Source organism: Ornithinibacillus salinisoli (assembly GCF_042684965.1).
Lineage (GTDB): Bacteria > Bacillota > Bacilli > Bacillales > Amphibacillaceae > Ornithinibacillus > Ornithinibacillus salinisoli.
Map to the genome: position 1 here is coordinate 330,874 of NZ_JBHUMI010000003.1, position 15,254 is coordinate 346,127.

Genomic DNA, 15,254 nt, shown 5'->3' on the forward strand with positions numbered 1-15,254 from the left:
TTACGACGAATATACAATGGTGAAATCGACAAAGGATAAAATTTATTTAATTTTTTTCAACATATTAAGGTGATCTTGTAAAGAGGCTTCCATCGCCTTTATTCCGGGGTCTTGTATGGACTCTAGTTTCTCTTTTAGTCTTTGCAATTCTATTTTGTACTTGCCTCTCACCTTTGGAACCGGCATTCTTAGCGCCCAGTTTAGCGCCTCGTCCTCCGTACTCACATTAATCAACATATATTCCATGATAAGGTCTTGATTTACCGGAAACGGGCCAGCCAATACCTGTGGTTTTCCACCTTTCTTTGGATACGTTATTCTTAAACATGTTGAACTTGGCTGAAGCTCTTCATCGGCAAGAAGTGCACCTTTTTTAACCAATGACTTCTTATACGAAATCATTGCGTCGCGGTAATCCTTTTCGTAGGCTAGTCCTGCCTCCGAGTACTCTGTAGCTTTGATAATCAATAAAAATCTCATTGTTTTTCCCTCCTTGTTTGGAAGAATTGGAGAGCAGAATAGACTGCTCAACTTTCCTTTACCAACACGACGAATAAGGAACGAGATAATCGACAAGGCAGGAAAAAATTTATGTAGATGTTCCTTTTCCACATTCCATTGCGCGATTTAGTAGAAGGGATCGTTCACGTTCATTCTGGGTTAGTGATGCAGCACGTTCAAATTCTGCCCGAGCTTCATCGTAACGCCCTAGCTTCACCAGAAGATCCCCACGGACACTCGGCAATAGATGATATTTCTTTAAGGATGGGGCAGCATTCAACTCGTCTACAATCTGGATGCCAATGTCCGGACCAAATGCCATGGATATAGCAACTGCACGGTTTAATTCTACGATTAGGGAGGGCATTACAATTGAAAGCGCTTCGTAAAGAGCAGCAATTCGTGGCCAATCGGTCTCCTCTGAGGTAGGTGCCTGAGCATGGCAAGCAGAGATGGCTGCCTGCAAAGAATAGGGCCCAAGTGAACGCCCTAAATTCCGGCTGCGCTCCAGTGCTGCCAATCCACGGCGAATCAATAATTGATCCCACTGTGCCCGGTTTTGATCCATAAGAAGAACAGGTTCACCTTTCGAATTAACTCGAGTTTTGAACCGCGAAAATTGAATTTCCATTAAAGCAACTAGCCCATGAACTTCCGGTTCATTAGGTGCAATCTCAGCAAGGACACGTCCCAGTCTCAGTGCCTCTTGGCATAGCAAGGGACGGATCCAGTGTTCCCCGGAAGTTGCTGAATATCCTTCATTAAACATAAGGTAAATCACTTCAAGTACGGTCGACAGGCGATCATTAAGTTCCTCTCCATGAGGTACCTCAAAAGGAATCTTTTTTTCGTTAAGGGTCCTCTTAGCACGGACAATCCTCTGCGCAATGGTTGATTCCGCAACGAGAAATGAACGCGCAATTTCTTCCGTGGTAAGTCCACATAACAGGCGCAGTGTCAAGGCAACTCTGGCATCCTGTGATAATACTGGATGACAGGTCATAAAAATCAGACGAAGGAGATCGTCACCAATCTCCCCATCCAGTACATGATCAATGTCTTCCTCAGTATATAAATCCGTATTTTTAGCAATCTCTGCATACTTTTGATCACGATTCTTCGTTCTTCGCAAAAGATCAATCGCACGCCGTTTCGCCGTTGTCATCAGCCATGCACCAGGATTGTCTGGCATCCCCGCATGCGGCCATTTTTCAAGAGCAACCACCAAGGCATCTTGAGCCAGATCCTCTGCTAGACCAACGTCCCGTACCATCCCAGTCAACTTTGCAATGAGCTTTGGTGACTCTATTCGCCATATCGCTTCAATCGTTCGTTGTGTTTGGGATAAATTCACACCTATTTTCGCTCCTCTACATGCTTGCGAAGTGCTGCTTCTTTTTCCAGTAATTCCGGATTATCTGTCAAGTCTTCCGCCTCAAATACCTGTCTAAGCTCAATTTGTCCCTGTCCAAATCCATGTGGATCTGGCATCCGTAATGCCCATTCAATAGCTTCTTCTCTTGATTTAACTTCAATCAAGGTATATCCAGCAATTATTTCTTTTGCCTCTGTAAACGGACCGTCCATAATCTTTGGTTTACAGCCTGGTTCCGGATAGGAAATCCTAATTCCACTTGAACTAGGTTGTAGTCCATCACCTGCTAATAAAACACCCGCTTTCACCAATTCTTCGTTATACTTCTGCATCGCCTCAATAAGTTCCGGGCTTGGCATTTTTCCTTCCTCTGAATCTGTAGTTGCTTTTACAATCATCATAAATCTCATAAGTAATAACCTCCTATCTTATAGTGAAGCCTCATTCTAATTGTTGCAAAATCGCATTAGCAAATCCGCTTCTATTTATACAACGAATACCTGCCTATTAAATCGACAATCGAAATTATTTTTTGTAAAACTTTTTTCCTAATTAATGATTAGCCGTAAAAAATACTGTAAGCTCCGGCGATATCTTTTTTGTATCAAGTTTCTTAGTATGGCCAAGCCCTTTTTTACTCAGCAATTGCGCATTGGGGAGTACGTTTGCCAATGCTTGAGCACTATGACGAAGAGATGCAGGGCTCTCTTTCCCTTCTAATACCAACGTTGGCATAGTAACACTGCTCAACCATTCAGTAGACAATTCCTTTCCTTCCATATAGCCATCCAACAAAGCCGCATCATAGGGAAGCGTATGTGCAACCGCCATAAGCTTAGACCACACCCCCGGCATAATGCGCATCATGCTAACAACAAATGATGGTGCCCCCATGCCCTTGGTCATAAAGTACTTAATGGCTTCAGCTCTGTTATCCTTGGAAATAAGTTCAGCAGTATGCCTTGTAAAATCTTTCGGTGGTTTACGATCCTCCGCCTTTACCACGAAAGGAGGTTCGTGCAGAGCCAATTTAGTAATATTTATCCCTCTCTTTGCAGCTAGTAGGGCTAGAACAGCTCCCGAAGATAATCCCCAAACATATGCCGATCCACCTGCTTCATCAATCAAAGCCTGAAGATCTTCAATTTCTCGCCCAACATCATATGGCTGTGTATCACCGCTATCACCTCGGCCACGGCGGTCGTAGTTGTAAACCGTGAAGTACTCGGACAACTGGTTAGCCAGCTCCACCTGCTGTGGAAATTTTCGGTAGCTAAAGGCACCTGCTACCAGAATGAGAGCTGGTCCTCGGCCAACTTTGTCATAAGCGATTTTCGTTCCATCTTTTGAATCAACTGAATACATAAATTCTTCCTCCTTTATCATTGCAACTTTTGGATATTTAGCTTCCAATATTTACAGATTATATCCACTTCTAATAAGACGACGAACCACACTAAACAAAATCGACACATCTGCAAAAAAAATTTATAAATTTTCTTTACCAAACATAATTCAGTCTGAATATTATGTATTACAATACACATTACAATATTATTTTTTATCCCTTTTTAAATTTACCTGCTCTATTAATTTTAACATAATATTCCGATAAATATCCCAAAAATAAAAGACCATCAAAATGATGATCATCCTATTACACTCTTGTCCCCCTGTAAGTATCATTATTCAAAAGTAATAAAGGTAGTAGAAGAGCATTTATAAATTTGATTTGTACCAATTAGGTTTATTACTGTTAAAATAATCATGGTCTTCTAAAATTATATCTATTCTTTCTAACGCATCATCAAAAGAATTAGGGTCATATTTTTCAGTCCATACTATGGTAGAAAATATATTCATTGCAGAATATAGGGAATATAATTCCAAAAATAGTCTTCTGGTTGACCTAAGAAATAACCATTTATTTGACCTATAACAAAAGGTTCACTAATTCTTCGGCTAAATAATGCTAAATTATAGAAATCATGATACGGGTCCCCGAAATCGTATCCATTGAAATCAATAATCCCTTTATATTTATAATCTGAAATTATTATATGCTCCAAATGAAAATCGTCATGTAACAGAGTATTAGGTCTATAGGTTAATAACTTTATATTTTCTTCAATAAAACCAATGATTTTACTATCATTATTAAGTTTAAAATTGCCTTTCTCATATTTATTTAAGTAATATCTATATTTCTTGCTTTGTCTATCATCCCATGTAGATACATGTGCTGGGGCTTTTATTTGATGAATTTTATATAGTTCTTTACCAGCCTCTATGCCAATTTGATATTGAATACTATTAGAACATCTTTTAAACGCCTTAATTGCGGGAGTACCTTCAATATACTCAATTACCATAAAACAAATGTTATCATTTATAAACTCACCAAATAAAATAGGTTTTTGTGATTGAATATTTCTTTCTTCTAATTCTTGAAGTAACTTATATTCCACTTCTCTTTTTTGATAATATTTAATGTCTGAAATACGTAAAAGATATTTGTTTACTCCCTTTATAACTATGTATTTATTATCAGGCGAATAACCCTTTTCTATTTTCTCAACACTTGAATAACCATTGAAGAAAGGTATTCCATCTATTATATTTTCAATGATGTATTTCATTTTCTATCTCCTTGTATACAGACTAATTTTAAATAGTCTATTTTTAAGTATTCTGCCCTTATACTTAAGAAGAAAAGGTCGTTGCAGCAATCTTCTTTAACTCTTACAATTTGTTAGAACAACATTTATTTGTTAATGTTTATTACTTATTATCAATTTATCTATATTTCTAAGGTACTTACCTTTTTAGGATTATGAACTTGCAACCACTTTTCTGACTCAATTATCATCCAATTTCCCATCTCATTTAAAAAATCAACTATTTCATTTGGATTTTCTACTGGGTTAATAGCATATTTAAGGGCTTGTTTCATTTCAGAATCTTTTTCTGGGTAATGTTCAGCGAATATCCTATATGCCGGGAATAAGTCTCTTGTATATTTATTTTCTTCCTCTATTACAAGTGCAAGTCCCGCCCTAACTATGATTTTCATAATCCATCCACAACAATCCAATATATCTTCAAGATCGTCATTACCAACAAGGTCATCCTTTGCTTGTTGAATTTGTTTTTTTAGGTTTACAAGATGTTCATTACCAAGTGTTTTATCTGCTTTATAATTAGGCAAATGGACACTTAAATCCTCTCCATATACACATACACTATGAGTTTTAATCATAAACGGTATTATAGAAAAGATATTGGTTTCTAAAATATCTTCATGATAATAGAAACTAAGTTCCACACCATTTACACAACTGTACTTTTTGTTTAATTCTTGTTCAGCCTTGTCAACCCATTTCAAGTCTATATCATTGGTATCTTTATTCGTAATCGCTATTGTATCTAAGTCTGAAACACTATCTATACCCAATCCACGAGGAATAGACCCTCTAATATATATACTATGTAAATCTTCTCTTAAATGAGTTTGGTATTTTTCTATTACCTTTTCTATCACCTTGTAAAAGTCAGGTTTAATATTACTTAGTCTTGAATCATTTATTATATATCCTTTAGTATCGGTCGGACAAAAACGCCCAATTTCTTTAATTTGTGCCAACGTATCTCCCCTTTTGTATGTTGCATTAACCTGCTGCTTTAGCACAAAAAGCTCCTGCCATTGTTGTATAAAAGCAACCCGTACTTAAAGAACCTTATTTCTTTAAACTATCCAAGAAGGTATATCCAAAAACAACGCCAGCGATTATTTGAATAGTTGGACTTCCAATCATAATTATCTCTGGTATTTTAATCGAGTTTACTCCTAAAGAAGAAAATGGTAAAACCGACATTGATAATATATAGCAAGATGGTAATGCAATCGCAATAAACTTTATCCAATCAAATGTCCATTGTTTATTCTGTTTAATTTCAATTAACAACTTTGGTAATCTAAGAAAGAGTCCAATAACAATCGGAAATATAGTTCCAAATAATACAACAGGCATTATTTCAAAATTTATACTGGCTTCTTCTTCTAATCTAACCTGAAACTTACTTCCTAAATAAATAATAAATCCAATAACAATTGTCCAACCAAAATAATAAAAAAACCTTTTAATAAAGCAATCCCCCTTGAAAACGATTTACTTACTTAAATCCCTCCTCAATTCATGCCCTTTAGCACTAGAAACGACAGCTCTTATTAGAACTAATGCCCCCTACAATTCAAAAAGAATTAATTAAGCTAATGTTAGAAGAATTTATTTAGTAATGGGATTATTAAAACCACTGTGATAATACTTTGAACAAAACTTTTTAATAGTCCCTTCTTCCAACTTATTTCATAAATATGATTAAACAACCTTTCAAAGATAAAGTAAATTATTGAAAAAGTAATTATAGCAAAAATAAAGTGATTAAAGTCTTGATAAATAGAGTACAAAAAATCACCTACCCCTCTCGAATAAATCTAACCCATTAGTTTACTGAATCAATTTTCTCAAATATGCTCGAATAAGTACTCCTGATATTGGTTTCGGTTTTAGTATCGTTGTATAGTCCGAAACCCCAAGTTTTAAATCTTCCATCACCTTCACTCATAATACCAGATATATACATCTGGTCCTCAACATCAGGAAATTCATCATAAGTTATATCGTCATATATAAAAGGTACATATGCTTTCTCTGATTCTATGAAAAAAATAGGAAGTTTTAATTCACTATACACTTTTGAATATTTATTTTCTCCTGCCTGTTTTAAATATTCCTTCATAATAAAAATAGCATCGTACTCATCAGAAATGCCTTGATTCTCATACTCTAATTCTTCCAAAGACATATTATGAAAAGAAACATTTTCCTCTCTTACATCAGGTTTTTCACCAATAACACCAATGGTCAAATCCTCCCCCATATAAACTGGAGACTCGTATTCATCTTCTGCATTACAACCCATTAAAAAAACAAGTAAGATAAGAATTCCTATAAATAACTTTTTCAACCCCAAATGCCCTCCCTACTTTAATTGTATTTTTAAAAAAGCATAGATATTAAAAGTGATTACGATTCTGGATAGGGGAGATTATTTCTTGTTATAACCGAAAAATGTCATGTCTCCGATTTCATTCTTATCTATTCTATACGGAGCGGTTTGGTCAGAATATCTGCGAACAAATCTCCCTTTACCTATCGGATAAATCTCAATATGTAGATTACCTCTGAACCTTGTGAAGTATAATTTTCCTTTAATAAGCTCTATTTCAATCTTATTTTGCAGATATGTTCCGCAATACTCTTTAAGCTGTTCTTCGCTAAGAGAATATTCTTCTTGAATTGTCGGCTCAGTAACATCAACATGATGCAGAATATCAGAAATTGCATTTCCCAACCTATATTGGTCAATGGCTTCATTATTTGAAAGAATGATAATACAAATATCTTCATCAAAATAATTCTGCATATAAGTGCCTATCCCAAGGTGATCTCCTCCATGAGAATATCTGCTTGTTCCGTAAACATGATGGTGTTCCAGTCCATAACAGTAGTTACTTTTGTTCTCGTTGAAAAACCTTGTATAAGCTTTCTTCGACAGAATTTTTCTATCCCGCAAGCAGGAATACCATTTGAATAGATCATCGCAATTTGAAATGATAGCTCCTGCACCGATGCTAAATTTTTCATTATGATAAGGCGATTTAATAAGTGCATCCAAATCTTTTACATAATTACTAGATCTATATTTAATCGTTTTACATCCGTCATCAATATCACTGTTCGTCATATTCAAAGGTATAAATATGTTGTTACGAATAAAATCTTCATAAGTCTCTCCTGAAACATTTTCAATGATCCAAGCAAGCAGATTATAGTTCGAATTATTGTAATCAAACTCTTTTCCTGATGGATGTATAGGCTTTTTATTAATATAACGATTAAAAAAATCGTTTCTCGAATAGTTCATTCTGTTATATTCAGCGAAAAATTCATTTTCAAAATCATAAAAATTATACAAACCAGATGTATGCGATAATAAGTGATGTACAGTAATCGAATCGTTGATCTTCAAATCTCTAGGGAGGTGAAAATTTGCAGGTTTATCGATGTCCAACATTTTCTTGTCATATAAGAGCATGATTGCAAAGGCAGTAAATTGTTTAGACATGGAAGCAATTGAAAAGCAAGATTTTATATCATTTTTAATTCCAAACTAGATACTTGAATATCCATATGCTTTTTCAAAAAAATTTCACCTTTTTTAATGACTTGAATAACCCCGTAAAAGTCCCACAATTCAAGATATTTGTTTATATATGTTTCTAGTTTCCAGCGTACTGCTTGCATCAGTTCTCTCCTCACAAAATAAAATAACTTTGATTAAAATTCATTTGAATTAAGAAAATTTTTCTCTTCTGTACTACTTATAAATTCCACAAAAAAAGCGATCTCCTTGTTGAAGGATTGCACCCTTAAGTGCAATAATGACTATTTAATAAATTATATTTTTGAAGCTGTTGCCTGCATTGGATTAGTGTCAAGAGGTTCGCTACTATACCAAGTTTTCACTCTATCACCAATGCCTAATTCATTACGATTTTCACCTTTAAAAACTGTGTCGCTTGAATATTTTAAGTCCACTTTATAATCGTTACCTTGAATTAATAATGAGTCATCATCAATTTCTAAAATTTATCCAGTAACTCCTTCAATGTTCAGTGCATCCTTATCAGATGAACAACCATTAACAAATAATAAAACCATAAAAGAAATTATACTTAGTAAAATTTTAGACTGCATAATACCCTCCTTTGCTTATGCTTTTTATACTACTATCATTAAACTCTACTGCCCACTTAGTTTAATAACGGGTACATGTATCCTTCTTAAAGTAATACACCCGTTAACGCAATATGATAATAAAACTTTTCTTAAAAGTTAAAATTTATTCTAGAAATAAATTATGTACTATTATAAGTAATTAATCCGTTCTAATTAAAAGATGTTTAGAGATGGTCAGACTTTTTGGCAACAAATACAGCTAGCCAGTAATCTCTCCATAAACAATCAACATCTTTAAAACCTACTTCTCGTAAATATTGTAAGTAATTACTAATAGATTCACATTTATTTCCTTCAGCATCTTGCTTTTTCTTATCCTCTCTCATAAATTTATCAATATTATTTGTATCTAGGTTCTCACCTATGCTATTTAACTTTAATCTTGCTCTTTTGCTTCCAATGAGTTTTTCAATTAATGCAGTTTCTCCAGCCATATGGTCAGCAAAAACAAAAACGCCTTCCGAAGTAAGCACATTATATACTTCTCTAAATAATGCTTTTTTGTCTTCAGCGTGATGAATTGCCATAGAACTAGTGACTGCATCAAACTTAATATTTTTATACCTTTTTGACCATAACGATTGAGTAAAATCTAATTTATCATAAACTAGATTAGTTGATTGAGTTAATAGTTTTTTTCTTGCAATTTCTAGCATTACTTCAGCTCCATCAGTTACATAAATTTCATTAATGGAATCTGAATTTATCAATTTCTCCGTAAATAATCCAGAACCTGCTCCTAACTCTAATATGGATGCTCCCTGTTGAATTAAGTCTTCTAATAAGAATAAAGTAACATTTAACATTTCATTTTTCCTTTTAGGGTCGAATCCTTGTTTCGTATTATACTTAGTAGCTCTCTCGGTATTATTATAGGATTTAATACTAATTTGTTCAGACAAAAATACCACCTACCTTTAATTATAAATAATCTCTACTACTAAATCTTTATTAAACCAAGTTGCTCCGATATTTGATATAAAATAAACAGGAACTACCATACTTACGGCTTCCTGTTGTTGTGTAAGTTATACACCCTTTTGTTGAAGAAGGGTATTGATCCCTTCATCCCAGATAAATAACTTATTTATTCCTATTAGGACATTTAGTGAAGGTTACCGTCTAACTTTTAATAGTAAAATAACTTCACTTTCCTCTAACAACTTGCCTGTGTTTACGAATCCAAGTGACTCATAGAATCGAAGTGCCGAATAATTATCTGGCTCTGTTGAAAGTCCAATATAATGACAGTCATCATTCTTTTTGAGCATATCTATGACTTGTTGCATTGCCTCTTTTCCGTATCCCATTCTTTGATAAGAGACATCAATCATAAACCTAGGAATCCAATACTTCCTCTCTTCAATCTCGTTTGGATCACATTCCGTCATCATAAAACCTATAACTTCCTCATCCAAATGTATGGCGTACGGTGTAAAATTGGGATCTACCTTAGACTCTGCAATGGAATAAACATTAGGAGCAATTCGATCAACTTGATCCTCCGCTAACTTTAGGTTTAGGCATTTATACATATTTTTTACAGTTAATTCCTGAATCGATATTTGAGCCATAAACATTCTCCTCTAGATAAGATTTACTACTATATTCTCCGTATAAATAAACATGCTACAGGACCTTAACGCTTTTACTTCAGAGGTGCAAAACAAAAAACTCTGGAAAATTCACAAGCTAAATCACACAACTTTCACAACCGAAATCACAGTATAAATCGCATATTATTATGACACGCAGAACATATTCTTTTCTTCGTATCATTATTTTTATATTTACTTGTGTGACTAAGCCCCCCTTTTGCACCACAACAACAGCGAGGCTTTCTTCAAATTTCGCACCCTTTTGTTTAAGTGCTTTTTAAACAGTTATCCAAAGTGATTATGAAAACACCAAACAATAAGAATCATACTCATTATTCCCCAAGCTGTGGTACTCACTATCCACCAAATTATAGATTTAGCTTTTGTTGAACTTTCCTCGTCTTCCATATTTGCTTTTATAAAAGCGAGTTTACTTTCCATACCTCTTTTCATAGAAGTGAGAGTTACAAATCCGATTAAAATAAAACCAATAGTTATCCATAGTAATAAGTCCACCTTTTATACCTCCCTTTTTCTGAGGATTACTTTCCCTTCAATCTTCTTTATTCAATTTTCCTGCCCGTTTAGCACAAGGTCGTTATAAAATCTATATTAACATAATATTCCAACCATTTTTCATAAAAATAAGAACCATCGATTTGACGTTCTCTTATTTAACTCTTACTCCCTTTAGTACAACAAGAAAATTTTATTCATCATCTTCATTATCAAGTAAATAGCCATAGAATTCTTCATGTAAAGATATACCTGTTAATAGTGACTTTTGTGTTTCTTTGTCTATTAAGTCGAGTAAATAATTATCCGCAAGTTCATCTCCACCATCAATCATGACTAAAATCGAATGAATTACTCCTTTGATAATTTCATTCTGTGTTTTCCAATATGCATTCAACTCTTCTGGCGACCTTTTTTATGATTGAAATAATTCATATTCTTCTTCACTTTCAGACCATATTAAATCAGTATTTGGATTTAAACTATCAACCGCAGTATCTGTCCAATAATCTTTTATTTGCTTTAAATTTTTGAATAAAAGTATATGTTTTTCATTCATATTTGCTTTCCCTTCTTGCTTTAACAATCTAATATTTATTAACTTACTTCTACTTCTTTTAAAAAATAAGAACTGCCAAGCGACAACCCTAGATCACAATAGCCCCCGTTACTTTAATTAGCCTTATCTGAAAGGAAAAAATTCTTTGCTATTCTCGCCAAAACAGCCGATAACGGAATAAATATAATCGGAAAAATAACTAAGTTCATTAGATCAGTTTGAAATAAATCAACAAATAAATGACTTATAAAGTAAAAGTAAAACTGATAACTCGCAAATAGAAGTATCACAAAAAATATCCAAAATAACAAAGTGTCCTTCCTCATGTAATAACCTCTTTCAAAATAAAGTCTTATTAAACAAAACTGCTACGTTAGTATACTATTAAAGAAAACTTTTTTTGATAAATGCTCTTTTATTTCCTCTGTATCATAGTCAGTTTGATATAAAGAAATAATGATTTGTAGTAACCTTATTGATTCAGGATGAAACTTTTTCCCTCTATTTCTAATTTCATAGCAAAAATAAGCATCGAATTTTTGTACATATCTTTGCACTGTTGTTTCTGGAACACTTGTAGCTTCACTTAATTGTTGAAAAGACATATATCCATTCAACCACTAACCAACCACCGCCACTATTATTTTAGTTGATAAAATAGTATTTTAGCAATCTACTTAACCACCACAAGAAAGATATCTACAAATAAATGTATCCCTTTTAAGCTATAATAAATTTTCAACAAGAACACCCCTAGTATATCTTGGTTTTTGTTTACTAAATAGTTCAAATGTAGTATTTACTAAATAGTTCAAATATATTATTTACTAAATAGTTCAAATATAATAGTCTAGTTGTGAAGGAAGTTCTAGTACACAAAAAATACAAGGAGAATTTTTTTATCAAATTTAAAACATGCGTTTCTAAAAGTTTTTCTATTTCGTTAATTTTGACGTTGGTATTTTCATTTTTACCTTTAAGTTCAGTTGGAGCAAGTAGTGATATAAACATGAATAATAAAGGTTTATCAGTTCAAAACATTCATGAAGATAAGGTGAATGGGGCTAATGTTACTACAATGGAATTGGAAAACAATTCATCAAAGGACTTACAAGTAAAGATTACTAAAGAAGAAGATAAAACTGTCTATGCGTCTTATTTAGACGGAGAATTTACTGATAAAACCATAGTATACCCTAATAGCAATGAGATGTTATTTGTTGACAAATATGGTAATTCTAAAACACTTAATATGAATGATTATGCAAAAACAACCGAAAATAAAAGAACGGAGTCAGTAAAACCTAAATCAAGCGAAGATGGAATTGCACAAGATAGTATGAGTATTAATTCTTATTCACCTCCCTCATCCTATTCTATATACCAAAGTGAATATAGTAGTGCCTGGGGGGCATGGGGAGACCTTTATGGTAAAGTTAATTTAACATATGGCCCTACACAAACTATCGTCTTCAGTACTGGTACTGCTGTATCTACTATAATTGGCGTTATTGGGGGAATTTTTACTGGAGGTATTGGCGGTATTCTTTTGGCTTTAGGTGCAACCGCTGTTGGCTCAGTTATTGATTCAAGTATAGATGGCGAAGTTTATTCAAGAACAAGAAAATATGACTACGAAGTTGTATCGCAAGGAGAGTTAGGACTCCGAACATACACTGAAGACGTTGACGCAAGAGTTATTAATAGTAGAACTGGATCTGCTGAGTGGGTTGATCTAGCAGAGCGCGGAGACACACGATCTAGATCAGATATGATTCATGCGGGCATTTATAACGTAGCAATCGGAATATAAAATTATTTTTTTTGAGGTGTTAACTTACATGAAAAAACAACGTTATTTTATAATATTACTTTGTGTAATGTTATTGGCATCATGGGGCTGGTTTTTCTATGTGAATAGCAAGCCTAAGACAAGTGTTGACATCGTCGATAGTCTATTAAAGAATAACAGTAAAGAAATATTGGCAGAGTTAGTTGGACCTCGAACGCAAATGAAACAAGAAGATATTCAAAAGTATAAAAGTTATTTTTCCAATGAAGGTCCTAGTACGGTCAAACAATTTTCGTTTTTAGAATATGATAATAATGATGATGTACTACTAATTCAAACAACTCCAGGGTTGGAAAATCATCAAATTTATATTCAAGATATTATGACTATAGATAGACAAATCATGGAGCTTATACTTAAAGACCAATAAAGAAAAGCTACACATTTTTGTGTAGCTTTTTTTTCATAGATCAACAAGGGACACGACAAAATCAAAGAGAACAAAATTCAGGCTACTATGCCGATGAATCTGGTTATACCAATGAACGAATTTTTGTGTCCATTTCCTTGCTTCTTTTAGTGCCTTGTGCGGAAAATCTGGTCTGTCGGTATTTGAGTGTTCGAAACATCGCTTCTGAATAGGGATTATCATTGCTTACACTCGGTCTCGAAAAGGACTGTTGAATACCTAATGTCTCCAATAACCCAAGGAAAGTGGTAGCTTTCATTGGGCTCCCATGTTTGAATGTAATACAAGAGGAACTCCTTGGATTTTTTCATTGATGACTGCTTTTTTTACAAGCGACTCCGCATACTTTGCTTCCTCTGTTTCCCATACTTCCCATCCAACTACTTTTCTACTAAATAGATCGATAATTAGACAGAGTCGATAGAATAAACCTTTCACAGGTCCACCAAGCCAACGGGCAATTACGACCGACTTTAAAAATGTCAGGAATCCAACCGTTACCCAAAAAGCAAGAAATATAAATCCTTTTAGTTTAATAGGTACAAAGATATCTTGATTTTGCATCAACCATAAATTTATTAAAAAACCTAACATAAAAGAGATAAGTCCTACTATATGAGGCCATTTAAGCGCTTGAATGCTTAGATCAAGCTATTTATTTAATATTCTTCTTTTAACTAGATTATTTTTCATCTGAAAATTGCTATTTACAAGATAGATACCAAGAATAATAAACAGGCCACCAACTATGAGTGAAGGGTATAACGACTCACCTAATAATAACCAGCCAGATAATACACCGAAGAAAGGGGCTAAAAATAAAAAAGCACTCGTCTTTCCTGGATCACCCTTTTGTAAAAGATAATACCAAACGGCAAATTGAACAATAGAAGACATAATACTTAACCATAATAAAATGAACAAGGAATTAATGCTTAAAATAAAAATTGGTTTTTCAAAAATAAAACTCCCAAGTAAAAGTAGTAATCCACCAAAAAGCATCTGATAGGCGGATAGAACCCATATATCGAAAAACGCTCCCCATTTTTTAGCTAATAAAGTGGAAAATGCCCAAAAAACAGCAGAAAGAATTCCGAAAAGAATACCAAACTTAAATTCAATTTGAGCACCCATTGTAATACTTACCCCTACTATCCCTAAAATAACACCAATCCATTGAAAAAGTTTATATCGTATTTGTAAAAATATAGTACAGAATACAACAACAAGTAACGGGTTCGTGAATGTAAGAATTGAGGATTCACTAGCAGTAATTGTTCGTAAACTCAAGAATATGCAACCCATTACACCGGCTGTTTGGAAAGTACCAATAATAAGTATCTTGATCCAGTTTCCTTTAGATATTGGGTGTGGTCTTTTTAAAATGAATACGATTACTGCCATTATAATTCCGGCAAGTGTGAAGCGTAATGCTGCTAATAACAATGGTGATGAATAAATCAAACCAATTTTACCTACAGCAAAAGAAGAACCCATTAAAAATGTCGTTAAAAGTATTAATAGCGGAAATTTGAAGGTATTCATTTTTTATCTCCCTATATACTATTTTGATCAATCTAT

At 33.7% G+C, this 15,254-nt stretch carries 21 protein-coding genes; 2 read left to right on the plus strand and 19 right to left on the minus strand.

Going from position 1 to position 15,254, the window contains the following annotated elements; all coding sequences use genetic code 11:
• Nucleotides 1–42: 42 nt before the first annotated feature.
• The 17 genes from ACFSTA_RS01835 to ACFSTA_RS01915 all read right to left on the minus strand — a co-directional run bounded on the left by ACFSTA_RS01835 (nucleotide 43) and on the right by ACFSTA_RS01915 (nucleotide 12,017).
• Nucleotides 43–480 carry a YciI family protein gene (locus ACFSTA_RS01835; protein ID WP_377554847.1) on the minus strand — a complete coding sequence of 146 codons (438 nt, stop codon included), beginning with the start codon at nucleotides 478–480 and terminating at the stop codon, nucleotides 43–45.
• A 109-nt stretch (nucleotides 481–589) separates the two neighbouring features.
• Nucleotides 590–1,855 (minus strand): RNA polymerase sigma factor, encoded by a 1,266-nt coding sequence (locus tag ACFSTA_RS01840; RefSeq protein WP_377554849.1) that lies wholly within the window; start codon nucleotides 1,853–1,855, stop codon nucleotides 590–592.
• A gap of 2 nt (nucleotides 1,856–1,857) precedes the next feature.
• Nucleotides 1,858–2,286 (minus strand): YciI family protein, encoded by a 429-nt coding sequence (locus ACFSTA_RS01845; protein ID WP_377554851.1) that lies wholly within the window; start codon nucleotides 2,284–2,286, stop codon nucleotides 1,858–1,860.
• 142 nt (nucleotides 2,287–2,428) lie between these two features.
• The gene (locus ACFSTA_RS01850; RefSeq protein ID WP_377554853.1) at nucleotides 2,429–3,241 is read right to left on the minus strand and encodes an alpha/beta fold hydrolase; all 813 of its coding nucleotides are present in this window, start codon (nucleotides 3,239–3,241) and stop codon (nucleotides 2,429–2,431) included.
• Between the two features lie 494 nt (nucleotides 3,242–3,735).
• Nucleotides 3,736–4,515 (minus strand): aminoglycoside phosphotransferase family protein, encoded by a 780-nt coding sequence (locus ACFSTA_RS01855; protein WP_377554854.1) that lies wholly within the window; start codon nucleotides 4,513–4,515, stop codon nucleotides 3,736–3,738.
• Between the two features lie 161 nt (nucleotides 4,516–4,676).
• Nucleotides 4,677–5,519 carry a nucleotidyltransferase gene (locus tag ACFSTA_RS01860; RefSeq protein WP_377554856.1) on the minus strand — a complete coding sequence of 281 codons (843 nt, stop codon included), beginning with the start codon at nucleotides 5,517–5,519 and terminating at the stop codon, nucleotides 4,677–4,679.
• Nucleotides 5,520–5,613: 94 nt separating this feature from the next.
• Nucleotides 5,614–5,907 carry a hypothetical protein gene (locus ACFSTA_RS01865; protein WP_377554857.1) on the minus strand — a complete coding sequence of 98 codons (294 nt, stop codon included), beginning with the start codon at nucleotides 5,905–5,907 and terminating at the stop codon, nucleotides 5,614–5,616.
• Nucleotides 5,908–6,379: 472 nt separating this feature from the next.
• Entirely contained in the window at nucleotides 6,380–6,904 is a 525-nt protein-coding gene (locus ACFSTA_RS01870; RefSeq protein WP_377554859.1) for a hypothetical protein, read from the minus strand.
• An 81-nt stretch (nucleotides 6,905–6,985) separates the two neighbouring features.
• On the minus strand, nucleotides 6,986–8,065 hold the full coding sequence (locus ACFSTA_RS01875; RefSeq protein ID WP_377554860.1) for a serine hydrolase domain-containing protein: 1,080 nt from the start codon (nucleotides 8,063–8,065) through the stop codon (nucleotides 6,986–6,988).
• A gap of 23 nt (nucleotides 8,066–8,088) precedes the next feature.
• Nucleotides 8,089–8,244 (minus strand): hypothetical protein, encoded by a 156-nt coding sequence (locus ACFSTA_RS01880; RefSeq protein ID WP_377554862.1) that lies wholly within the window; start codon nucleotides 8,242–8,244, stop codon nucleotides 8,089–8,091.
• 659 nt (nucleotides 8,245–8,903) lie between these two features.
• Nucleotides 8,904–9,641: a class I SAM-dependent methyltransferase gene (locus ACFSTA_RS01885; RefSeq protein WP_377554864.1), complete on the minus strand. Its 738-nt coding sequence runs from the start codon at nucleotides 9,639–9,641 to the stop codon at nucleotides 8,904–8,906.
• Nucleotides 9,642–9,854: 213 nt separating this feature from the next.
• Nucleotides 9,855–10,313, minus strand: coding sequence for a GNAT family N-acetyltransferase (locus ACFSTA_RS01890; RefSeq protein WP_377554865.1), 459 nt, complete (start codon nucleotides 10,311–10,313; stop codon nucleotides 9,855–9,857).
• Between the two features lie 309 nt (nucleotides 10,314–10,622).
• A complete protein-coding gene (locus tag ACFSTA_RS01895; RefSeq protein ID WP_377554866.1) occupies nucleotides 10,623–10,853 on the minus strand; it encodes a hypothetical protein in 231 nt (76 codons plus the stop codon).
• A gap of 193 nt (nucleotides 10,854–11,046) precedes the next feature.
• The gene (locus ACFSTA_RS01900) at nucleotides 11,047–11,250 is read right to left on the minus strand and encodes a hypothetical protein (RefSeq protein ID WP_377554867.1); all 204 of its coding nucleotides are present in this window, start codon (nucleotides 11,248–11,250) and stop codon (nucleotides 11,047–11,049) included.
• Nucleotides 11,251–11,268: 18 nt separating this feature from the next.
• A complete protein-coding gene (locus ACFSTA_RS01905) occupies nucleotides 11,269–11,412 on the minus strand; it encodes a hypothetical protein (RefSeq protein WP_377554868.1) in 144 nt (47 codons plus the stop codon).
• Nucleotides 11,413–11,525: 113 nt separating this feature from the next.
• The gene (locus tag ACFSTA_RS01910) at nucleotides 11,526–11,738 is read right to left on the minus strand and encodes a hypothetical protein (RefSeq protein WP_377554869.1); all 213 of its coding nucleotides are present in this window, start codon (nucleotides 11,736–11,738) and stop codon (nucleotides 11,526–11,528) included.
• 42 nt (nucleotides 11,739–11,780) lie between these two features.
• Nucleotides 11,781–12,017, minus strand: coding sequence for a MerR family transcriptional regulator (locus tag ACFSTA_RS01915; RefSeq protein ID WP_377554870.1), 237 nt, complete (start codon nucleotides 12,015–12,017; stop codon nucleotides 11,781–11,783).
• Between the two features lie 404 nt (nucleotides 12,018–12,421).
• Between ACFSTA_RS01915 and ACFSTA_RS01920 the strand changes: the two genes are divergently transcribed.
• Nucleotides 12,422–13,225: a hypothetical protein gene (locus ACFSTA_RS01920; RefSeq protein ID WP_377554871.1), complete on the plus strand. Its 804-nt coding sequence runs from the start codon at nucleotides 12,422–12,424 to the stop codon at nucleotides 13,223–13,225.
• Between the two features lie 28 nt (nucleotides 13,226–13,253).
• Nucleotides 13,254–13,634: a hypothetical protein gene (locus tag ACFSTA_RS01925; protein WP_377554872.1), complete on the plus strand. Its 381-nt coding sequence runs from the start codon at nucleotides 13,254–13,256 to the stop codon at nucleotides 13,632–13,634.
• Nucleotides 13,635–13,928: 294 nt separating this feature from the next.
• Here the strand turns inward: ACFSTA_RS01925 and ACFSTA_RS01930 are convergent, their stop codons facing one another.
• Nucleotides 13,929–14,267 (minus strand): hypothetical protein, encoded by a 339-nt coding sequence (locus ACFSTA_RS01930; protein WP_377554873.1) that lies wholly within the window; start codon nucleotides 14,265–14,267, stop codon nucleotides 13,929–13,931.
• 57 nt (nucleotides 14,268–14,324) lie between these two features.
• On the minus strand, nucleotides 14,325–15,218 hold the full coding sequence (locus ACFSTA_RS01935) for a DMT family transporter (RefSeq protein WP_377554874.1): 894 nt from the start codon (nucleotides 15,216–15,218) through the stop codon (nucleotides 14,325–14,327).
• Nucleotides 15,219–15,254: the final 36 nt, after the last annotated feature.